Below are 20,726 nucleotides of genomic sequence, written 5' to 3'. Positions count from 1 at the left end.
GCGACCTCCCGTCCGGTGGTGCGGTCCCAGATCCGCGCTGTCTTGTCGTTGCCGCCGGTGGCGAGCCAGGTGCCGTCGGGGGAGATCGCCACCGACAGCACTGCACGGGTGTGGCCGGTGAGGGTGATGGTTTCGGTCCCGGTGGTGCGGTCCCAGATCCGCACTGTGCCATCATCGCCGGCAGTGGCGAGCCAGGTGCCGTCAGGCGAAATCGCCACGGTTTCCACCTCGTCGGTGTGGCCGGTGAGGGTGGCGACCTCCCGTCCGGTGGTGCGGTCCCAGATCCGCGCTGTCTTGTCGTTGCCGCCGGTGGCGAGCCAGGTGCCGTCGGGGGAGATCGCCACCGAACGCACCATGCCGGCGTGACCGGTAAGGGCGGTGGTTTCGGTGGCGGTGGTGCGGTCCCAGGTCCGCACCGTCCCGTCGTAGCCCGCAGTGGCGAGCCAGGTGCCGTCGGGGGAGATCGCCACCGACAGCACTGCACGGGTGTGGCCGGTGAGGATGGCGGTCTCCCGTCCGGTGGTGCGGTCCCAGATCCGCACCGTCCCGTCGTAGCCTGCAGTGGCGAGCCAGGTGCCGTCGGGGGAGACTGCGACCTCCAGCACCATGTCGGTGTGGCCGGTGAGGGTGGCAGTTTCGGTGGTGGCGGCGTCGCCCCAGATTCGTACGGTCTTGTCGATGCTGCCGGTGGCGAGCCAGGTGCCGTCGGGGGAGATCGCCAGTGTGGACACTGCATCGGAGTGGCCGACGAAGGCGCGCAGGAGCGCAGGTTGCGGGAGGTCGGGCAGGGGCCAGATGCTGCTCAACCGGGGATGAGTGAGCTGTTCCGCGTGGGCGGTAACTTGGGCGTGCCAACGGGAGATGTCGGTGAGGCGGCCGTGGAGCACGGCGGTCAGCGAGTGGTCAGGCTGGGTGCGTTGGAGGAGATGAGCAGCCCTCGCCAGGTCCCCGGCACGTTCGGCGGCGTCCGGGCTGCCGATTCGCAGCAGGTCGGAGATGGGGGCATTGGGGCCGCGTTGGTGCAGGCGGCGGTCGATCCAGCGCAGATCCGAAGCGAGGGCCCTGGCATCAGCGGTGCGGCCGGCGGCGAGGAGGTGTTCGATGGCGTGGTCGAGGATGTAGCCGTCGGCTGTGTCCCACCAGGCGTGCCGAGGATCAGGGGCGTCAGCGGCAAGGGGCGCTGCTGCTGGGAGGTGGGTGATGACGGCGTCGACCAGGTTGGCGTTGACGCGGGTCAGGCCATCGGCGCCGAGGGCTTGGCGGAGGTAGTCGCGGTGGACGTCGTGGAGAGTGATCCGTCCGCCGCCTGCCGGGTCGACAGTAAGCAGGGAGAGTCCGGCCAGTTCGGTTAGCAGGGCATGGGACTGAGCAGCGGTGAGTCCGCCGGAGATCTGCCAGAGCCGGCGTACCAGGCCCACGGGGATGGCTTCGTCCTCGACGAAGACTCCGAGCTCGCGATGGCGGTCGCGTCCCGTGAGTGGGAGGAGGTCGACCGCGGCTTCGATGGTGGCTTCGACCGCCCGCTCACGCTGGGCCGGCACCGCCGCGTCCATCCCGGCGGTGTCGGCCGCGGCGGGCCCGGCTTGGCGAAGCCGTCGGAGAGCCATGTCTGCCGCATCAGGGACAGGCACCCCCAACTGCGCCTCGGCGACGATCAGGCGGTTTACCAGGCGCAGCAGGAGAGGCCAGCGTCCAGTCTGCGCGAGAAGCTCGGCCACGGAGTTATCGGGCAGCAGTGCGGGGTCAAGGTCCTCCAGCAGAACGGTCCGTGCTTCCTGCTCCGACATCCCGTCCACTAGGACTAGTTGGCTGCCCGCCCGGCCGTCCAGGAGCTGGCGGCGCCGGGTGGTGACCAGCCGTACGCAGTTGGGCGCACCCCGCAGGAAAGGGTCCAACTGCGCGCGTTCCCATACGTCGTCCAGGACCAGCAGAGTTCGAGGGCGCTGCGCTAGCAGTCGGCCGAGGTGGTCGCCAGCCAGTTCCGGGTCGGTGAAGGCGGTGTCGTCGCCCGTGATCAGGCGGGTGACCTCGCTGACCTTCGCCGCGATCTCGGCCGCGCTGCGTACGTCACGGCCGATGGTTACCAGGTAGACGCGGCCCCGGAAGCGGCGACGGACTGTGCGGTCGGCGCACACCATCCGCGCCAGCCGGGTCTTACCGAAGCCGCCCGCACCGTGGAGCGAGGTCGTCAGCCCTACCGTCGAGCCGCCCGGCGCACGCACCGCGACGATGGCTTGGTGTAGCTCGGCGCGCCGCACCAACCAGGATTCCACCGCCGGAGCGGGCGGTGGCGGCGGATCACCCTCAGCCGCCGGGAACTGCTCGATTCGCCTGGCCAGCAGCCCGATGACGACGGCGGCCAACGTCAGCGCACCAACCGCCCACCATGCACGAGTCCGCAGCAGGTCCAAGACACCCGGCCACTTCTCGTCCCCGGTCGCGGCGTTCCCGGCCAGCGACAGGAGCGTCCCGTCTGCCACTGCGATCGCACCGAGTAACCCCAGCACGCCGCCACGCACCCGACCCGCTGCCATCCCCACCCCCGGGACGATCCCGACAACAAACCGGACACTAGCCCCCGCAAGGCCGCCACATACCGCATTCCGCCCATCCCATACCGTCTGCGGCCAGCAACTGCAAACACGCCCGAGGCCACGAACCGGTTGCAGTCGAGGAGCGTAACTCCCGGCATCACGCACATGCAGGCACCCATCCGACTGCTTGGCAGAGCTGCCTCGCCAGGAATACGACAACAGACGAAGAAGTGCTCTCCGCCGGCATGACGGGTGTGCCGGGTTCCACCCGTCAGAGGCGTTCAACAGCCGTTCCGTACGTCGCGCCAGAGGTCTATGCAGGTTCCATGGAGCGCTGCCGCGCCGGCGGGACCGATGTTCGCGTCGAACCACCGGTGTCTGAACTCTTTGTCAGACGATCATGGAGCGGTCGAGGGAGCCGGGAAGAAGCCGGGCCGGCCTCCGCCCGGTCCCGTGAATCGGTACGTCGTGGCGGAGGAGAGCACGCTGCTCGGCGGGTCACCGTTCTCGATGACGATGGCCTGGCCGGGGAAGGTCAGCATGTCCTGGTAGAAGTGGTCGACGACGTTCGAGGTGATGTCGACGTCCTCCCCGACGGGTTCGCGGTAGGTGACCACGGGGGAGTCGAGGACGACGAAACCGGGGTGGGGCAGGTCCCCGTTGAGGCAGTACCGGGCGAGGGCGGTGGTGAACGCCGAGTGCAGGACCGACCGCACGCCCTGGCCGCGGCCGGATCGTGGGCGACTGCCGGCCCGGACCTCCATGCCGTACTGGTCGTACTCGGCGAACTCGACCGAGGGAACGGACCAGGCGTCCAGCGTTCGCCGCAGGACGTCGTCGAACTTGGAGAGCACCCGGGCGGGGATGTGGCTGGCGGGCCGCTGGGAGCGGACCGCGCCCGCCCCGTCGAGCTTGGACCGTCGATCGTCCAGCTCCTCGATGCGGGCGTGGAGTTCGAGTTCTCGTTCGGCGGCCGAGCGGGCCGCCAGGAGCTCGTCCATGTGCGTCCGCAAGGGGGCGAGGCGTTCCTCGGCCTCGGAGATGTCGGCGTCCAGTTCTCTGGCTCGCAGGAGTAGGACGCCCCTTCGCCCTACGAGCTCGTCCAGCTGCGTTCGCAGGTCGGCGATGGTCGGGAGGAGGTCGGCGAGGAGCGAGCTGGTCTTGGCGGCTTCGGCTTCGACGGCCGCGTGCAGCTGGGTCGTCTCCTGCTCTCCGTGGCCGTGGTGTTGGTCTTCGGGTTCGGCGCCGCAGAACACGCAGGTGCCGACGCGGAAGTAGCCGAGGATGCTGCCGGCCTCACTGACCATCACGAGGCGGTCGAGGTCGGAGCGGTACTGCTGTTCCAGCAGCCCGAACCTGGTGAGCAGGTCGTTGATCTCGGCCAGGCGGGATTCGACGGCGGCGAGCTCCTGGGCGGCGTGCATGCGGTCGGCGACCGCACCGACGTGGCGGTCGGTGATCACCCGCAGGGATCGGGACTGGCCGTCGATGGTGGCCTGGATCCGCGTCAGCCGTTCACGCAATTGAGAGGCGTTCTCCTGGGTTGTCAGCTTGGCGGAGAGTTCCGTGACGATCTGGTCGAGGAGCCCGATCTGGCCCTTGTGGACCCGGCGCTGGTTGGTGTTCGGCCCGGTGTCGACCAGCGGGTCGTCCTCGCCGGTCAGCAGGTACTTCACCACCGAGGCGGCGGCGGTCTTGCCAGTAGCCGCATTCGACCGTAGGACGGGGGAGAGGGGGTCTCCCATGCGGGTCTCGGTCACCAGGGACAGGTGGACGAGGTCGGTGAGGGACAGGCCGCGGGTGCCGCCGGCGTCGTTCTTACGGATCCGGGTATCGGCATAGCCGAGCTCTGCGAGGAGCATGGCGGAGAGGCTGCGCGAGCTGCCCGCGCGGTGGACCGCGGTCAGTTCCCGGTCGGACCGGCGGGTGACCAGGTCACGCAGGTCCTCGTAGTGGACGTGCACGGTGCCGGCGCCCGGTCGCCGGACCAGGGTGATCGGCGCTCCGTCGGGCAGCACTTGCAGTCCGAGGAGGATCTGGCTGTAGCCCTCGGCTTCCGGGATGAGCGGCAGACGCGTACCGCCGAGCATGTACTCGATGGACTCGACGATGAAGGACTTGCCGGTGTCGGAGGCGCCGTAGATGACGGTGAGGTCGGGGCCGAAGGCGACGCGGGCGGTGGGCTTCCCGGAGCCTGCGTAGGTGAGGTGGGTCAGTCGCAGATCAGCCACGGGGGACCTCGGGGGGTAGGGGCGTCTCGGCCGGGCGGTTGAGCAACGCGCGAGTGGCGGTCCGTACGTCGGCACCGGGCGCGTACTGGTGGACGGCCCATTCGGCGCGCTCGCGCAGGCGCTCGACGTACGGAGCTTCGAGGAGTTCGACGAACGCGGGCCCCCGCTCCGTCGCGCGGTAGACGAGGCCGTCGTCCGCGGGCTCCAGCCGGGCTAGCTCGGCGCGGATCAGGACGAGCAGCGCCTTCTCCAACAGGCCGCGCTTCACGCCCAGTTCGCCCGACCGGGCGGGCAGGTCGGGGTGGAGGCTTGGTGGGCCGTCGAACTCCCCGCTGTGCAGCAGCGCGTAGTCGAGGAGGGTGATCTGGGCCAGGTCCAGCGGTTCGGGATGGCTCTCGGCGAGCAGGACCAGCGCGCGCATCCCGACCTCGAGGGGGCTGTTCAGCGGGTTCACGCGGCACCTCCGCGACACCAGATCAAGCGGTCGGCGTTGGCCAGGTGGTGGCAGACCCCCTTGCGGTCCAACGGCCGCACGAACTCGGTGAGGATCGTCTTGGTGAGCTCGACGTTTCCGGAGGCGGCCAGAACCGCCTGCATGCGGTCGTATCCGAACTCGAACCTGCCGGCCGCGACCTCGACCACGATGTCGTGGACGTCGTCGAGGACGGCGTCGAAGTGCCCGTCCGAGGTCGAGTCGCGGGCGAACAGGCGCAGTGATTCCGCGCTGTAGAAGGCCTCCCGCTGCCTGCGCAGGTGAGCGCGTGCCTCGTCGTGTTCGGCGATGCGCTCCAGGCTGTCGGCCTGCTCGCCCCAGAGTTCCCCGTAGGCACGTATCAGCTGCTGGATGTAGCGGGCCTCTACCGGGGTGGGTGCGTCAGGCGGGAGCATCCGCTGTGGACGTGGCGCCGGGGGCTGGGGGAAGCGTACGGCCCAGTGCGGCGTGGTCTGGTGCAGCGACAGCATCTCGTCCATGTCGATGGTGGTGAACATGGAGAAGTCCGTGGCCTCGGCGAGCTCGCGGAGTTCGCGCCGCAGCTCGGGGACGAGCGAGGTGATGACGGGATCGCGGGTCGAGGCCAGCTCCTTGAGGAACTCGGCCTTGGCCTCGGTCTTCTTGGAGAGCCGCCGGACGAGTCGAGGGCCGATGATCGGCGCGACGAAGACGTACTGCTCGGGAACGGTGAAGTGTCCGCCCACCACCGAAGCGAACATCTTGCGCATCTCCGGAGCGGCCTTCGACCACGTCAGGGCGTCTCCGTAGTGCTTGCACTGGTAGTTGTGCCAGGCTCCCTCAAGCCCGTCCGAAGTCAGGTAGCCTGCGACATCGACCCCGTGGTCCCCCGAACCGCCGTGCCGCTGCACCGCGACGTACTTCGTCTCCAGAGCGGGGACCCACTCCTTGACGAACTCCTCGAACTCGTCGGGGTCGTACGAGAAGACGATCTTCTTCGGGGACGGCACGGCGTGAGTTCTCAGCCAGGGGCCGACGAGGGCCGGCAGTGGCGGATCGCTGTTTTCCGCCCCGGTGACGACGCCATCAGACACTGCTCCTCAGCCCCCCGAGTGCCGTATGTTCGTGATCGGGTGATCACTCGGGGTCAGTGATACCACTGCTACCCCGATCGAGAGAAGAGTACGAACCAGGTCTGACCGACCGTGGCTCCCGAAACGGCGATCCCCCGGGCTGCTGAAGCACGCAGGTTCCCTATAGGGCTGCGTGTCGAGCCCCGGCAGGATTCAGGGCAGTCCTTCCGGCGCCCGGTCACACGGATACGGGGACGGCCGTCCGACGGTCGGGGCCGTCCCCGCGTTGGGGGCTACCGCCCGGTCGCAGGGGCAGTCGGAGGTGCTGTCGTCGTGAAGGTCGCGACGGTAGCCCTGACCGCGGGGCTTCCAACGCTGGAAGGTGCTCGGCTTCCAACGGGGGCGGTCAGGGATGCTGGTGTCGTCGGGTGCGGGCAGGGATCCCCGCGAGGCCCGGGCGTGGACAGCGTGGACGTTGATACCCAAGAACGCCGCCACCTCGCGGTAGCCCCACAGCTCTTGACCGTCGGCGATCCCGACTTCGTCGGTCGGCTGCGAGCGCGCAGGAACCGGGACGACTCCCCTTCCGGATCCTGCCTCCTCCGTGTCGGAAGGGGGAGGGCACTTGACGGCAGGTGGTTGGGCGGTGGCGACGCGGAGCGCGGTGGTGGCGACTGCGAGGGCGGAGCACAGCGCGGTGACCTCGCGCAGGGTGGGGTGGATGAGACGGGGCCAGCCGTCGGTGGCAGCCGTCCAGGTGGCCAGGTGTACCTCGGTGGTTGCGAGGCCGAGGTGGGCGGTGACGTCCCAGCCGGCTCCGGTGGCGGGTTCCCACCGGAGCCGGATGCGGCCGAGCGGTAGCCGGGGTGCGGGGGTCGGGGCCCAGGAGACCTTGATCGGCTGATCGGGCGAGGCGGGGACACTGTGGACGGGGGCTCCGCTCGTCCCCGGCGGCATGGGCCGCAGGGCGAGGTTGCCGAGCGGCCGGGGGACGTCCGGGCGATCGGGGGTGGGGATGCGGTTCTCCTTCGGTCGGGTGATTCAGGCCCAGGCGAGTTCTTCGCGGACGGCGGCGGGCAGGTAGCCCTCCTGGCCGTCCTCGGGCAGATAGACGATGTCGTTGTGGACGACGATGGTGGCGGCCGGCAGGTGCGAGAACGGCCAGTCCGGGTTCACTGCGAGCCGGATGCTCAGGCTCGGGTCGAGGTCCTGGAGCTGGGCGATCAGGTGGGCGACGGTCAGGTTCTGGGGCACGGGCGTTTCCTCGGGGAGATGGTCGGCGGGGAGTCGGGGTGGATGAGGACGAGGTCGTCGGCGGGCCACGGGTCGCAGGTGTCCCACGGTTGGCCGGTGGTGAGGACGACGGTGCCGTCCGGGCCTTGAACGTCGGGGAGGCAGCAGATGCCGCAGCCGCAGTCCGGGTCGTAGAGCCCGGGGCTGGCCTGATAGGGGCCGGAGGCGAAGTAGTCGGTGCGGTGGAAGCGGTGGGGACCGGCGGGCTGGAAGGCGGAGACGATCAGGTCGCCGGGGAGAACTTGGTCGGCGCGTACGATCCGCAGATGGGGGCTGGCGAGGATGCGGCGGCTCGCGTGGTGCTCGGTGGTGGCTGTGACGACGACCGGGTGGAAGTCGACGTGATGGGTATGCGTGCTGTCTCCTTCGGGGACGGATGGATCAGTCGGCGAGCGGTAGGACCGCAGAGCCGGCGGCTCGCCTCGGCTTCGAGCACGACCAGGCCGTCGGTGGCCAGGCGGCCGAGCGCGAAGGCGACCGACCCAGCCGGGACGGATAAGGCGTCAGGAGCGCTGGTGGGGAAGGAGCCGGGGAAATGGACGACCTCGCCCAAGTCGCCGGACCGCTGACCAAGGTCCGGGACAAGTGGGTTCTGGTGGACGAAGACACAGCCGCGCGGGCAGCCGACCGCCAGATGCCGCCCGTCGCCCCCGACGAGGCTTTGCGGGCTTGCCTGACCGGCCGCGTCACCGTCGACGGCCACACGGTCGAATGCGAGCCGGGCGAGGGGCTCGCCGATCTGGTGGAGTTCCTGCGCCTGGGCGCGCGCACCGCGCCGGTATCCGCCCCGGCAGGCCTTCAGGCCACGATGCGCGACTACCAGCACGTCGGCTTGGCGTGGCTGGCCAACACCACGGATGCGGGCTTCGGTGCGCTGCTGGCCGACGACATGGGCCTCGGAAAGTCACTGACCGCACTGGCCGTGCACCTGCACCGCCGCGACCAGGACCGCCGACCTGCGGGACCCCCACCCTGATCGTCTGCCCCGCCTCCATGATCATCAACTGGGAGCGCGAAGTGCATCGGTTCGCCCCCACCGTGCCGACCCTGCGCTACCACGGACCGGACCGCACCCTCAATGAGGTGACCCCCCGCACCGTCGTGATCACCACCTACGAGACCTTGCGCCGGGACGTCGACGTCCTGGCCGGTCAGCCCTTCGATCTGGTCGTCGCCGACGAAGCCCAGCTCATCAAGAACCATCGGACCGCCACCGGCCAGGCGATGCGCCGCCTCATGCCCTCAGCCCGGATCGCACTCACCGGCACCCCGGTGGAGAACAACCTCACCGAAGCGTGGTCGGTCATGGACTGGATCAACCCTGGCCTGTTCGGCAGCCTGCGCACCTTCCGTGACCAGTTCGCCCGGCCCATCGAGGAGAACATCACCGACGCCGACCTCACCACGCGCCTGTCCGGCCTCCTGAAGGCATTCATGCTGCGCCGCCGCAAGAGCGACCCGGGCATCCTGCCCGAACTGCCTTCGAAGATTTTCAGCCCGCGTGTCGTCAGCCTCGCCCCCGAGCAGATCGCGCTCTACGAGGAGGTCGCCGACGCTACCCTGCGGCAGATCCGTTCCGCCGAGGGCATGCACCGTAAGGGCCTTCTGCTGAACCTCTTCAACAAGCTCCAGCAGATCTGCAACACGCCTGCCCAGTACCTGTCCGAACCTCTGGACGGTGACTACGACCCGCAGTACGCCGCCGTCCGCTCGGGAAAGCTCGCCGCCCTGGACGACCTGCTCCCTCTGCTCCGCAGCCCCGACGAGTCCACCCTGATCTTCACCCGTTACCGTGCCATGGCCCACTATCTCCTGCGGCACCTGCGCAGCCAGGGCCTGGAGCCTCTCTACTTCAGCGGCGACATCCCGATCGGGCGCGAACGCCAGCGCCTCGTCGATACGTTCCAATCCGGCACCGGAAAGACGATGGTCATGACCGTCAAGGCCGGCGGCAGCGGCCTGACCCTGACCCGAGCCAGCCATGTCGTCCTGTTCGATCGTCCCTGGAACCCCGCCAAGGAGAGCCAGGCCATCGACCGTGCCCACCGCTTGGGTCAACAGCGCACCGTCACCGTGCACCAGCTCATCACCGAGAACACCCTGGAAGACCGGATCGACGAACTGCTGCGGCACAAGCGCGCCCTGGCTGACGCCGTACTCGCCGACGGGTACTCCGCGCTGACCGAACTCACCGACGAACAGATCTGCGACCTCATCGCCCTAGGAGCACAGCGATGACCGACCAAGCCGTCGACGCGACCGAGCCCAGCACCGCCTCCAGCGACATCCCCGCCGCCGAACGCAGTGACACCCGGGCCGTGACGACCGCCTCTACCTCGGCCCGGAAGCTCCACCTCACCGCGCACCATGCTTGGGCTTGGTACCGGGAAGGCGCCGAGCCTCCCCCCATCCCCGGCCACCAACCCGGCCTTCCCGAAGATCCGGGCCCAACACCCCCGACATGGCCCGTGCCGCCGTCCCCCGCCCCACGCGCAGAGCAGCTGCACGCCCTTATCGCCGACGCCGCCACGCAGGCACGAAACCACCTGCTCTCGGGCACGGCGCTGGAATGCGCACGAGACGAAGACGCAGTTCGCCTCGCAGCAGTCATTCCCCACATCCGGGTCTCTGAAATCGCGGACCGCCTCGGGCTCGACGTCGCTGAGCTCCGCCACCGGCTCGGCATGCGCTGACCCTTGGGGCCTGCCGAGGCACCACTGCGCTGCTCGGGGAACGAGGCCTCGCCCCAGCGACCTGTCCCGAATCGGTGGGCCAAGCACCCGGGGCCGTGCGGTGGAGACCGGCAGCTGTTCGGTTCCCGGCGCAAGCAGCGGCACAGCCAGATCGTCCGGGTGTTCCCGTCCGGGCGAGTTGACCTTGCAGCCACGCGCGATCTGGCCGGGCCGGGTCCTGGGCGCCGGCGCCCTCCTGGACTCCGTCGCGTTCGACGACTACTCCCGCCCCGCCTGGAACAACTGGGACGGCGGCAGCGGCCTCTCCACTTTCACCGAGGGGTTCGAGGGCGCGGACACGGTGCGTATGGCGACCACTGGGCCGTCACCCAGATCGGGGCGCCTCTCGGCGATGGCACCGGCGAACCGCACCCTTGCTGAACCGCGCAGACGTGGTGCGCGGTGGAGCCGGTCACGCGGGTGGTCCTGTCTTGATCAGGTCACGGCCGGCGGTTGACGCGGTGGGCCCGGAAGGCCCCTGCAACCGTGTTGCGGAGGCCGAGATGCGAAACTCATACAGGTATTCGCCTGGCATTTCGGCGCGGGGATTCCGATTAATGCGAACCCCGGCGTCGCTACCGGGCGCACCTGGATGCCGTATTCCGAGCGCCGGGAGTCGTCGTCGGCAGTGAGCCTCATCCTCGGACCGGCCGAGGCGCCCGGGTGCTGCTCCCTGCACAGGGGGACTCCTCGGCCGGCGCCCGGACGGTCGAGGAGCCCGCCGTCGCCGTCCCGCCGCGGCTGCCGGGTGGCAGGTATAGTGCGGCCGGGCACTGCCTCAAGAGGCCGCGGCGACGCTCTCGGCCCGCGTCGCGATCGTTCGTCAGAACAGCGCGTCCTGGTGCAGGGCGGTGATGGTGCTGGCTCCGGTGATCCGGCCCGGGGAGACGTCGATGTCCTGGTCGTCGCGCATCCTCTTGAGGAGCGGGATGACCTGGGTGGGGCGGTAGACGGTCTCCAGGAGGGCGTACTTCTTGAGCTGGTCGACGCTGCGGGCGGCCGGGGCGGTGCGCAGGTGGTCGAGCAGGATGCGGCGCAAGGGGCCGGTGTCGGGTTCGAGTTCGAGATCGAGGGCCTGCTGGTTGGGGTCTTTGGGGTCGCGGTAGCGGACTCCGGAGGTGGTGTCGACGACCCACATGGCCTCCTTCATCTTCTCCACGCCCCGTTCGTGGCGGGTGCCGAAGATCAGGTAGAGGAGGTGGCCAGCCTCGTCGATCATCTCGAAGACCAGGGTGTGCTGGAACCCGGCGCGTCCGAGGGACTCGCGGTAACGGTCGCGCAGGTAGGCGGCCTTCGCGGAGGCGGGCTGCTGGAAGACCCCGTGCCAGTCGCTGTCGCCGAAGAAGGCGTCGCCGGCGGCTCGGTGGCGGTCGTCCTTGCCAGCGAAGCGGACGAGGAACGCGGGTTGGAAGGTGACCATCACCTCGCTGCGGCGCTGGGTGGCGATCCGCCGCAGGAGGGGGAAGGGGACCTCGGGGCCGCCGAAGCCGTCGAGCAGTACGAACATGGGGTGGTTCAGACTGCCGGCTCGGGCGAGCTGTCGCAGCAGATCGGGATGGCACTGGCCCTGGGCTATGTGCACGTCGAGCCGACCGCTCCGGGGCCCGTACGTGCCTGCGGCCGTCGCGATGCGGTGCTCCAACTCGGTCTTGCGCCGGGCATTCTCCTCGACCAGCACCATCTTCACGCGCCGGGGGTTTCGCCGGAGTGCTCCGGAGAGGACCTGGTGGGCGACGACGGGGGAGCCGGGTTCGCCGTCGCGGTAGACGCCCGGGCCGGCGAAGCCCTCGGCGTAGGTGACGATGTCGTTGTGGCTGAGCATGATCGGTGCCCAGGCCTGGAGGTAGCGCCGCAGCAGGGCGTGCTTGGCGGCGGTGTGTGGGTCGCGTGGCCAGATGACGTCCTTCGGTGCCGCCATGTGTCTCCCCGGTGCGGTGAGCCGTCGCTGCCGGAGGAAGGATCACACAATCGTCACGGCGCGAACAGGGGGCGTGCACGGCGTACAGGGTCAGGGCACCGTGAGCTGTCCTCGTACGGGCATCTCGTCCCAGGTGCGGCCGTTGAGGTCGCGGCCGCGAGCTTTGGGGTTTCGGCCGCCCCACTGCTTGAAGAAGAACGGCACGCCGGCGGCCTGGCAGGCGTCGCGGATGGCGGCGACCCATGCGGAGTCCATCGGGCGGTGGCTGGGGCCCGACTCGCCGCCGGCGATCACCCAGCCGATGCCGTCGAGGTTCAGACCCGGCAGCGGTCCGAGCAGCGGCTCCAGGGAGAGGAACCGGACCGTGGCCGGGACGGTCCGCAGGTCGTCGATGCGGTCCAGCTGGCTCTCGTCCTCGACCGACACCCCCATCCAGAGGTTGTCCGGCCACTTCAGCCGGTCGGCGACCCGGCGAAGGCGCACGGAGCGCTTCGTCAGCACCTGGTAGGTGTGCTGGGGGGTGTCGGCGATCACCTGGAATACGTCCCGGACGAACGGGAGCGGCACTCGGGCGTGGAAGAGGTCGCTCATCGAGTTCACGAACACGACCCGGGGACTGTGCCAGCGCTTCGGGACGTCGAGCGCGTCCGGATGCAGCGCAAGTCCGAAGCCGGGGCCGGACGTTCGCGGGTCGCCGTCCGTCTGGTACTTCGCGGCGCCCATGGCCTTCAGCCGCTTGGCCAGGGTCAGGGCGTAGCAGTTGTCGCAGCCTGCGGAGACCCGGTCGCATCCGGTGGTGGGGTTCCAGGTCGCTTCCGTCCACTCGATCGCGCTTCGATCGCTCACTGCCGCTCCTCACTGCCGCGCGGGGCCTCGCGCCGACCGTTGCCCGGCGAGGGCCGCCAACCGCCTACCTTCCTCCGCAGACACCGCCGATGTCGAACCCGCAGGCCGGACCGGTTTCGTTGCGAGGCTGAGCCGCGGAGCGGAACACATTGGCGGCTCAACCCGGAAAGGCCTTTTCTACAGGCATGTTGGCATCTCACATGACTTGTCGACGATGCCTGTCACGTTTCGCCGCCGATGATGGGAAGGAGCCGGTTCATCGGGCCGACCCGACTGTCCGGTGCCGCTGCCTCGGGGTCACCGACAGGTGTGCCGGTGTGGAGGAGGGGAGTCGCGCCCTTGGGGTCAGCCGGTTCGAGTTCGACGGCGCGGCGTAGTTGTTCCATGCGTTGGGGTAGGGGGTGCCAGCCAGGTTCTGCGGCCATGTGGGTGTTGAGGTCGTTGATGGCGCGGGCGTAGGCGCGGGCCAGGCCGCGGAAGTGCAGGGGTAGGCCGGGGCGGGGGTGACCGCTGGGGGCGATGCTCACCCACAGGGCGTCGGTGGTCTGGTTGCCCGGGCTGAGGGGTTCGGTGGTGTCGCGTGCGACGAGGTGGCTGCGGATGGTGAGCCAGTGGCGCATCGCGGCCCGGGTGGGGCCGGACAGGCCGACCGTGACGGTGGCGGGCGTGGTGCGCGGGTTTCGGTGCTGGGGGAGGCGGGTGAGGCGGATCGTGCCGCGGTGCAGGTCGACGTCGTCCGTGCGCAGGGCGCAGAGTTCGCCGGCGCGGCAGCCGGTGTCCAGTACGGTGCCGATGATGGCGAGGATCCGGCTGCGGGACTCGGAGCGGCCGGGGCGGGCAGAGTGTTCCAGGTGGCCGAGCAGGATGCTGCGCGGGCGGGCGGTGACCACGGGCCGGAGTTCGACCCGCGGCGGGTTGCGGTCCGGGAGCGTGACGGTGATGTCGGCCCGGGCGCCGAGGATGCGGAGGCAGTCCTCCCGGACGCGCATGGACGCGGGTGAGGCTTGGCCCGGTCGTGCGGTGGGCTTGCGCCGCAGCAGGCCCTGCTCGGCGGCTGTGAGGTAGCCGGCGAGGGTGTCTGGCGCGAAGAGCAGAGCGAGTGAGTCAGCGGCCGTGGGTACGATCGCGCCCCGCTCGAGGGCGGTGCGCATTTCGCCGGCGACCCAGTGCAGTTGCTTCGCCCGAGACGTGCCGGTCGGCGGTTCGCAGGCACACTCGACGAGGGCGTCCAGGGTCTCGATCGAGGGTGCTGCTGTCGTCGGGGCGTCCGCCATGGGGTCACCCTAGCGCCGGGTCGGGTCGGGTCGGCGGGTGCTTGCCGGCAGAGGGGCTGGGAATGTCTCGCAGGGCGCGAGTCTAATAACTGGCTTGAAGCAAGATCGTCGGTGAGGGCAGCGGACGGGATGGTGGCTGTCTTCTCCGGCCCGCGCCGCTCCGGTGGTGACCGTCCTTCGGCAGCCGCCGAGGGGGCCGTGCCAGGGCATCCGCCGGTTCTCGCGGCGGCACCCGACGATGACGTTCCGGGCGCGGTGAGTGCCCCAGTCGGTTCTGACGGGCCATCAGCAAACTCAGCATTGAGTCAGCATTGGTCCTGTCAGACGCTGTCGCGGATGGTCGAACGGTGTCACGCGTCGAGCGCGGAAGCGAGTGCCGGCAGGCCTGCTTCGGGGTGAGCGCGGGGGGACTCCGGCTCGGGGGTGTGGCGGACCCGGCCGCCGCACCCCCGATTGGCAAATTCCCAGGTCAGCGCACGTTTCCGCGCGGCTTGAGGGGGATTCCCGGGAGCTCCGGGGCGGGCAGGCGGTCGCCCGGGTAGCCCTCGACGGCGCCGAAGCGGGCGGGGTTGTCGGAGCTCATCCATTCCTCGCGGGCTCGGGTAATGTCTTCGTGGGACCGCCCGATGAAGTTCCACCACATGACGATCCGCTCCTCGAACGGCGTGCCGCCGAGCAGCACCAGGCGGGCGTCGGTCCCGCCGGTGTTGGTGAGGGTGAGCGTGCGGCTGCCGGGGGCGACGTAGCCGAGTTCGGCGGGGCGCAGCGGGGTGTCGAGGAGGCGGACCTCGCCGCTGTCGACGAGCAGGCCGTGTTCGAAGGCGGGGTCGACGTCGAGGGTGACGACGGCGTGCGGGCGCAGGGTCAGCTCGGCGCCGAGCAGCGGGGTGAAGGTGGGGACGGGGGAGGTGTCGCCGGCGAGGGTGCCGAGGAAGACCCGTGCCTCGCCGCCGTCCAGGGCGACCGGGGCGGGGGCGTGGTGGCGGAAGTCGCGTCCGGTGTGCCGGTGCTCCTCGGGCAGGGCGACCCACAGCTGTACGCCGTGCAGGACGGTGGTGGCCGGGGTGGAGACCTCGGAGTGGGCGATGCCGCGGCCGGAGGTCATCAGGTTGACCTCGCCGGGCCGGACGTAGGCGTGGACGCCGAGGCTGTCGCGGTGCTCGATCTCGCCGGTGAACAGCCAGCTCACGGTCTGCAGCCCGGTGTGGGGGTGCGGGGCGACGTCCATGCCGCCGGTGCCGGCGACGTCGTCGGGCCCGTAGTGGTCGACGAAGCACCAGGCGCCGATCATGGTGCGGGAGCGCTGCGGGAGGGTGCGGCGCACGGTCATCGCGCGCGGGCCGCCGAGCGGGACGTCCCGGGCGGGCAGGACCTCCACCCGCGGGTCGGCGGCGGGCGTCTCGGCGAGGTCGGTCTCGGCGGTGCTCACGGGGGGTCCCTCCCAGGTGGTGATTAGTTCTATATTCAACTATCATGCCATGGCAGAGTGGCGGGCGACAGTGCGACCAGCCTAAGGAGTCCAGGTGAGTGATGTGACGGTGGTTCCGACGGACCGGCGGGTGTTCATCGACAAGCAGAGCCCCCAGGCGTACAAGGCGCTGCTCGCCGCCGCCGAGGCGGCGCGCGAGGTCGCGGCCGAGGCCGGGCTGGACCGTCGGCTGATCGAGCTGGTCAACCTCCGGGTGTCGCAGATCAACGGCTGCGCCTACTGCCTGCACGTGCACACCAGGGCCGCGATCCGCGAGGGCGAGACCGCCCAGCGCCTCGGCGTGCTCGCGGCCTGGCGCGACACCGAGGTGTTCGCCGACCGGGAGCGGGCCGCGCTCGGGCTGGCCGAGGCGACCACCTCCCCGGCGGACGCGGCACTCCAGGAGGCCGCGTACGGCGTGGCGCGCGAGGTGCTGAGCGACGAGGAGATCTCCGCGGTGGTCTGGGTCTCGATCGCCATCAACTCCTTCAACCGGGTGTCCATCCTGAGCAAGCACCCGGTCCGCCCGGCCCCGGCCCGGTAGGCGCGACCGCGGGAGGGTCTCCGCCTTCCGGCGGAGGCCCTCCGTTGGCGGGTGTACGGCCGGCTCCTTCCGGCGGGGGATGACCGACCGTCAGCGTTGCGGCGAGGCTGGGCGTCGAGGGCGAGGGAGTGCTCGCCGACGGCGAAGGTGGGGTCGCATGGCACGTCGTACGTTTGTCTCCGCGCTGGTGGGGGCGGTCTGTCTGGCACTCGCCGGGCCGCTGGTCCCGGCGGGTGCGGCGGAGGCCGCCGACGGACGGCCGGGCTCCGGCGACCCGCGGGCGGCGGCCCTGCGGGCGCTGACCGACGCCGGCGCCGTCGGGGCGATCGCGGAGGTCCGGGACGGGAACGGCGCCTGGCGCGGGGCGTCCGGCGTCTCCGACCTGGCCACCGGCGCACCGCTGCGCACGGACGGGCGGTTCCGGGCCGGCAGCGTCACCAAGGTGTTCATCGCCACCACGGTGCTGCAACTGGTCGGCGAGGGGCGGATCGGCCTGGACGACCCGGTCGAGCGCCACCTGCCCGGGCTGGTCCCGAACGGTGACCGCATTACCGTCCGTCAGCTGCTCAGCCACCGCTCCGGACTCTGGGACCCCACCAACGAGAAGGGCGGGGTCTTCCCCGACTGGAGCGACCCGGCGGTCGTCCGGAACTGGCTGGACCAGGGCGGCCTGACCCGGCACATCAGCCCGGCCCAGGTGGTGGCCTCCTCGGCGGCGCACGCGCCCAAGTTCCCGCCGGGCACCGGGTACGGCTACTCCAACGTCAACTACACCCTGCTCGGCATGATCATCGAAAAGGCGACCGGGCACGGCTACGCCCAGGAGGCCACCGCGCGCATCCTGCGCCCGCTCGGCCTGACCGGCACGTACTTCCCGGGTACGGCCACCGGCATCCGGGGCCCGCACGCGCACGGCTACTGGACGCTGTCCGAGGGCCCCGGCCCGGAGGACCGCGGCGACCGGGACGTGACGGTGGCGAGCGTCACCTGGGCGAACTCGGCAGGGGAGGTGATCTCCACCCTGAGTGACCTGAACCGCTTCGAGAAGGCCCTGCTGGGCGGCCGGCTGCTGCCGCCGGCGCTGTTGAAGGAGATGACCACGACGACCCCGATCGTGATCGAGGGCATGCCGACCGGGCTGGGCTACGGGCTCGGGCTGGCCGGCTGGCAGCTCTCCTGCGGTCCGGTCTACGGGCACGACGGCTCGGTGCCCGGGTACAGCACCCAGCTGTGGAGCTCGGGCGACCGGCAGGTGTCGCTGTCCGTCACTCCGCGCGGCGACCAGGCGCAGGTCGTCGCGCAGATGCAGGCGGAGGCCGGCTTCCTGGAGCAGGCCTTCTGCGGGACGGGCACCGGGACCGGGGCGGGGACGGGCACGGGGAAGGCGGCGGGCCCGGCGGTGCAGGGGCCGGCCGCCATGGCGCCGAGGCTGGGCTGACCGGCTGCCGCGGCGCGGTTCCACCGCTCCGGCTCGTTCGCGCGGGTCCTCGACCGTGCGGGCGGGCCGGAGCGGTGCCGTTTCCGCCGTCGGGAGGCCCACGGCCCGGGGCCGGGCGTCCGTCGCCCGGCGCTCGTTGCCCGGCGTCCGTCGCCCGGCGCTCGTCGACCGGGGCTCCCGCGCTTCAGGCCGCGCTGCGCCGTTCGGCCAGGTAGTCGTGGACGGGTACGGCGGGGGCGAGGGTGAGGTCGGTGAGGATGTGGCTGGCCGAGACGACCTCCAGGACCGGCAGGTCCGCCAGCGGCGCCATGACGTGCGCGGAGAGCTGCAGCCGGGCGGGGCCGGTCCAGGCCTCCTTGACGGTGACGTCGGTGATCCGGGTGCGGACCAGGTCGCAGACCCGCAGGCCGCCGGTGTAGTCGGGGACGATCTTCACCCCGTACGTGGGCACGGTGATCTGCTCGCGCGCCTCGGCCGGGTCCAACGGCTGCCACTTGTAGGCCATGGTCGCGGTGGCGACCCGCTGGTTGCCGTGGTCGAGGGTGCCGACCAGGGCGCCGGCCTCGGTGAAGAGGCGGGGGCTGCCCATCACCTTGGGGTAGGCGCTCAGCTCCCGGCCCGCGGCGGTGGCGGCGAAGTTGTCGAGGTACATGGCGTGCAGGTACTCGCCCTCCTCGTCCCCGTAGCGGACCGGGACGACCTGCCCGGCCTCGACGTACGGGCCGAAGCCGTCGACCTCGCCCATCTTCATGACCTCGAAGCGGACCAGCGGCTCGTCGATCTCCAGTGGTTCGGGGACGACCGTGCGCAGCGCCTCCGGGTCGGTCCGGTAGACGACGTTCAGGTACTCCCGGTCGGTGAAGCGGGTGACGCGGGGCGGGTAGACGGGGGCGGTGAGCGGGGTGGTGGCGTGACGGACGACCTGGTCGGGGCGCATCGGGGGCTCCTTCTCGGTGGTGGGTTGCTCGGTCTCCTCGAACGGATACCATGTGTATCGGATACACCATGCATCCGATGGGAGTGGCTGCGCAAACGGGCGGAAGCCCCGCGCGCCACCACCCCTCGGAACGCAGCACGACCAAGGAAGTGATCTCGATGCCGTTCACCGTTCCCAACCCCGCCGGGCGCCCCGTCGCCGTCGTCGGAGCCGGCACCCTCGGGCGCCGCATCGCCCTGATGTTCGCCACCGGTGGCGGGGAGGTCCGGATCTACGACCCCTCGGCCGAGCAGCTCGCGGCCGCCCGCGGCTACGTCGAGGAGCACCTGCCCGCTGTCGCCGCCGAGGTCGGCGGGGGAGTACCCGGTACCGTCGCCGTCAGCGGTGACCTCGCCGAGGCGCTGCGCGGCGCCTGGCTGGTGATCGAGGCGGTGCCCGAGCGCCCGGAGCTCAAGGAGCGGGTCTTCGCCGACCTCGACCGTACCGCCGACCCGGACGCGATCCTCGGCAGCAACTCCTCGTCCTACCCGACCAGCCGCTTCGTCGACTGCGTGCGGGAGCCGGAGCGCCTGGTCAACGTCCACTTCTACATGCCGCCCACCCAGAACGCGGTGGACGTGATGTCCAGCGGCCGCACCGACCGGGCCGTCATCGACCTGCTGCTGGCCGAACTCCCGCGCCACGGACTGTTCCCGTTCGAGGCGCGCAAGGAGAGCACCGGCTTCATCTTCAACCGCATCTGGGCGGCCATCAAGCGCGAGTCCCTCGCGGTGGTCGCCGAGGGCGTCGCCACCGCCGAGGAGGTGGACGCCATGTGGTCCGTCAACACCGGCCTGCGCGGCGGCCCGTTCCGCGCGATGGACCAGGTCGGCCTGGACGTCGTCCTCGACATCGAGGAGCACTACGCCGCCGAGCGTCCCGGCCTTCCCGCCGGCCCGCGCGAACTGCTGGAGGAGTACGTCGGGGACGGCCGGCTCGGCGTCAAGGCCGGGCGCGGCTTCTACGACTACGGCACGGGAGGCGGCGCCGCGGCCGCCTGACACGGCGCCGGCCGGCCCGGGTGCCCGCCGACGGGCAGGTGACCGCCCGTCGCCGGGTGCGCGGGGAAAACCGGTGGCACCGGCCTCCGTCGGCCGTGAGAATGCACCGGTGATCCCCTCGCCGCTGTCCCCTGCCCAGGATCCCCGTGCCTGGTCCGTCGCCCCGGACTATCCGGGGATGCAGGACCTGGTCGCCGGTCTGGAGGTGCCCGCCGGAGCCGCGATGGGCGTCATGGGCGCGCTGGAGACCTCCAGGGAGCTCATCCGGCACTCCTACTACCGGTACGAGTTCGCCACCGTCGCCGTCACCCACGCGCTGTTCGCCCTGGAACAGGTCCTCGTCGAACGACTGGCCGTCGAGGAGCCGCTCCGGGAGCTGATCGGACGGGCCGCCGCCGAAGGGCTCCTCGGGCCCGGGCTCGTCACCGAGATCGAGGAAAGCCTGCGACTGCGCGACGAGCTCGCGCGGGGCACCGTGACGACCGGCGCCGTGCCCCCGGGGCGGGCCGTCCAGCTGGTGCGCCCGGTCTTCGACGCCGTGTCCGCGCTCCTCCGCCCGCCCGTGGCGACGGACGCGACCGGCGGGGCCACGGACGAGAAGTCGGACCGGGCGCGGCTCGACCGGCTGTGGGAGGAGCACCGGCGGGCGCCGTTCCCCAGGAGCTTCCTCGGGGTGGACATCGCGAGGGTGTGCCTGATCCTCCTGGAGGACGCCGTCGCCTCCGCCGTGCTCCGGGAACAGCGCGGCGGATTCGACCACCGCAGCATCTCCGACCTCTGGCACCGCATCGCCGACCTCGACAAGGTCGTGCCCCTGATCGACGAGCAGTACTGCCGCGAGTACTTCGCCAGGCTCCGGACGGTGGCCGGGCTGGTGGCCGCGTCCCAACTCCCGCCCGCGACCTGACCCGCGCCCCGAGGCCGCGGCCCGGCACAGCGACCCGCCC

At 70.9% G+C, this 20,726-nt stretch carries 17 protein-coding genes and 1 pseudogene; 8 read left to right on the top strand and 10 right to left on the bottom strand.

What is annotated here, in order from left to right; all coding sequences use genetic code 11:
* The 5 genes from ACFVHV_RS12385 to ACFVHV_RS12365 form a co-directional block, all read right to left on the bottom strand.
* A partial coding sequence (locus tag ACFVHV_RS12385; RefSeq protein WP_380351012.1) for an NB-ARC domain-containing protein occupies window positions 1-2,507 on the bottom strand: 2,507 nt, incomplete at its 3' end.
* Window positions 2,508-2,932: 425 nt separating this feature from the next.
* Window positions 2,933-4,765: a hypothetical protein gene (locus tag ACFVHV_RS12380; protein ID WP_380351010.1), complete on the bottom strand. Its 1,833-nt coding sequence runs from the start codon at window positions 4,763-4,765 to the stop codon at window positions 2,933-2,935.
* A complete protein-coding gene (locus ACFVHV_RS12375; RefSeq protein ID WP_380351008.1) occupies window positions 4,758-5,219 on the bottom strand; it encodes an ABC-three component system middle component 2 in 462 nt (153 codons plus the stop codon). Before ACFVHV_RS12375 ends, ACFVHV_RS12380 begins: the two co-directional genes overlap by 8 nt.
* Window positions 5,216-6,310: an ABC-three component system protein gene (locus ACFVHV_RS12370; RefSeq protein WP_380351006.1), complete on the bottom strand. Its 1,095-nt coding sequence runs from the start codon at window positions 6,308-6,310 to the stop codon at window positions 5,216-5,218. Before ACFVHV_RS12370 ends, ACFVHV_RS12375 begins: the two co-directional genes overlap by 4 nt.
* Before the next feature lie 1,020 nt (window positions 6,311-7,330).
* Window positions 7,331-7,543 (bottom strand): hypothetical protein, encoded by a 213-nt coding sequence (locus tag ACFVHV_RS12365; protein WP_380351004.1) that lies wholly within the window; start codon window positions 7,541-7,543, stop codon window positions 7,331-7,333.
* A 38-nt stretch (window positions 7,544-7,581) separates the two neighbouring features.
* Here ACFVHV_RS12365 and ACFVHV_RS12360 point away from each other — a divergent pair, with 38 nt between their 5' ends.
* From ACFVHV_RS12360 to ACFVHV_RS12345, 4 genes and pseudogenes are all read left to right on the top strand, one after another.
* Window positions 7,582-8,151 carry a hypothetical protein gene (locus ACFVHV_RS12360; protein WP_380351003.1) on the top strand — a complete coding sequence of 190 codons (570 nt, stop codon included), beginning with the start codon at window positions 7,582-7,584 and terminating at the stop codon, window positions 8,149-8,151.
* Window positions 8,118-9,172, top strand: a pseudogene (locus ACFVHV_RS12355) (DEAD/DEAH box helicase); the annotation flags it as partial. The gene ACFVHV_RS12360 and the pseudogene ACFVHV_RS12355, both read left to right, overlap by 34 nt.
* A complete protein-coding gene (locus ACFVHV_RS12350; RefSeq protein WP_380351018.1) occupies window positions 9,170-9,820 on the top strand; it encodes a DEAD/DEAH box helicase in 651 nt (216 codons plus the stop codon). The pseudogene ACFVHV_RS12355 and the gene ACFVHV_RS12350, both read left to right, overlap by 3 nt.
* Entirely contained in the window at window positions 9,817-10,275 is a 459-nt protein-coding gene (locus ACFVHV_RS12345) for a hypothetical protein (protein ID WP_380351001.1), read from the top strand. The genes ACFVHV_RS12350 and ACFVHV_RS12345 overlap by 4 nt, the downstream gene beginning before the upstream one ends.
* A gap of 862 nt (window positions 10,276-11,137) precedes the next feature.
* On the opposite strand, the gene ACFVHV_RS12340 is transcribed toward ACFVHV_RS12345, so the two are convergent.
* The 4 genes from ACFVHV_RS12340 to ACFVHV_RS12325 all read right to left on the bottom strand — a co-directional run bounded on the left by ACFVHV_RS12340 (window position 11,138) and on the right by ACFVHV_RS12325 (window position 15,781).
* Entirely contained in the window at window positions 11,138-12,232 is a 1,095-nt protein-coding gene (locus ACFVHV_RS12340) for a three-Cys-motif partner protein TcmP (RefSeq protein ID WP_380350999.1), read from the bottom strand.
* 90 nt (window positions 12,233-12,322) lie between these two features.
* Window positions 12,323-13,078 carry a DUF5131 family protein gene (locus ACFVHV_RS12335; protein WP_380350998.1) on the bottom strand — a complete coding sequence of 252 codons (756 nt, stop codon included), beginning with the start codon at window positions 13,076-13,078 and terminating at the stop codon, window positions 12,323-12,325.
* Window positions 13,079-13,299: 221 nt separating this feature from the next.
* Window positions 13,300-14,352 (bottom strand): site-specific integrase, encoded by a 1,053-nt coding sequence (locus tag ACFVHV_RS12330; protein ID WP_380350996.1) that lies wholly within the window; start codon window positions 14,350-14,352, stop codon window positions 13,300-13,302.
* Between the two features lie 469 nt (window positions 14,353-14,821).
* Window positions 14,822-15,781 (bottom strand): pirin family protein, encoded by a 960-nt coding sequence (locus ACFVHV_RS12325; protein WP_380350994.1) that lies wholly within the window; start codon window positions 15,779-15,781, stop codon window positions 14,822-14,824.
* Between the two features lie 94 nt (window positions 15,782-15,875).
* On the opposite strand from ACFVHV_RS12325, the gene ACFVHV_RS12320 reads away from it, so the two are divergent.
* Window positions 15,876-16,364 (top strand): carboxymuconolactone decarboxylase family protein, encoded by a 489-nt coding sequence (locus tag ACFVHV_RS12320; protein ID WP_359901367.1) that lies wholly within the window; start codon window positions 15,876-15,878, stop codon window positions 16,362-16,364.
* Between the two features lie 157 nt (window positions 16,365-16,521).
* Window positions 16,522-17,802 carry a serine hydrolase domain-containing protein gene (locus tag ACFVHV_RS12315; protein ID WP_380350992.1) on the top strand — a complete coding sequence of 427 codons (1,281 nt, stop codon included), beginning with the start codon at window positions 16,522-16,524 and terminating at the stop codon, window positions 17,800-17,802.
* A gap of 184 nt (window positions 17,803-17,986) precedes the next feature.
* Here the strand turns inward: ACFVHV_RS12315 and ACFVHV_RS12310 are convergent, their stop codons facing one another.
* The gene (locus tag ACFVHV_RS12310) at window positions 17,987-18,739 is read right to left on the bottom strand and encodes an acetoacetate decarboxylase (RefSeq protein WP_380350990.1); all 753 of its coding nucleotides are present in this window, start codon (window positions 18,737-18,739) and stop codon (window positions 17,987-17,989) included.
* A gap of 158 nt (window positions 18,740-18,897) precedes the next feature.
* Between ACFVHV_RS12310 and ACFVHV_RS12305 the strand changes: the two genes are divergently transcribed.
* Complete coding sequence (locus tag ACFVHV_RS12305) at window positions 18,898-19,779, top strand: 3-hydroxyacyl-CoA dehydrogenase family protein (RefSeq protein WP_380350988.1); 882 nt, start codon at window positions 18,898-18,900, stop codon at window positions 19,777-19,779.
* Between the two features lie 109 nt (window positions 19,780-19,888).
* The gene (locus ACFVHV_RS12300; RefSeq protein WP_380350986.1) at window positions 19,889-20,686 is read left to right on the top strand and encodes a hypothetical protein; all 798 of its coding nucleotides are present in this window, start codon (window positions 19,889-19,891) and stop codon (window positions 20,684-20,686) included.
* Window positions 20,687-20,726 lie beyond the last annotated feature (40 nt).

Origin of the sequence: Kitasatospora sp. NPDC127116 (genome assembly GCF_042677365.1) — a bacterium.
Lineage (GTDB): Bacteria > Actinomycetota > Actinomycetes > Streptomycetales > Streptomycetaceae > Kitasatospora > Kitasatospora lactacystinica.
The sequence above is the reverse complement of the archived record's forward strand: the minus strand, read 5'-3'. Positions and strand labels throughout refer to the sequence as shown.

Bases quoted from the DNA above. Each gene is read 5' to 3' on its own strand.
- ACFVHV_RS12350 (WP_380351018.1), top strand. From the start codon at position 9,170: ATGCACCGTAAGGGCCTTCTGCTGAACCTCTTCAACAAGCTCCAGCAG.
- ACFVHV_RS12345 (WP_380351001.1), top strand. From the start codon at position 9,817: ATGACCGACCAAGCCGTCGACGCGACCGAGCCCAGCACCGCCTCCAGC.
- ACFVHV_RS12340 (WP_380350999.1), bottom strand. From the start codon at position 12,232: ATGGCGGCACCGAAGGACGTCATCTGGCCACGCGACCCACACACCGCC.
- ACFVHV_RS12330 (WP_380350996.1), bottom strand. From the start codon at position 14,352: ATGGCGGACGCCCCGACGACAGCAGCACCCTCGATCGAGACCCTGGAC.
- ACFVHV_RS12315 (WP_380350992.1), top strand. From the start codon at position 16,522: ATGGCACGTCGTACGTTTGTCTCCGCGCTGGTGGGGGCGGTCTGTCTG.
- ACFVHV_RS12310 (WP_380350990.1), bottom strand. From the start codon at position 18,739: ATGCGCCCCGACCAGGTCGTCCGTCACGCCACCACCCCGCTCACCGCC.
- ACFVHV_RS12305 (WP_380350988.1), top strand. From the start codon at position 18,898: ATGCCGTTCACCGTTCCCAACCCCGCCGGGCGCCCCGTCGCCGTCGTC.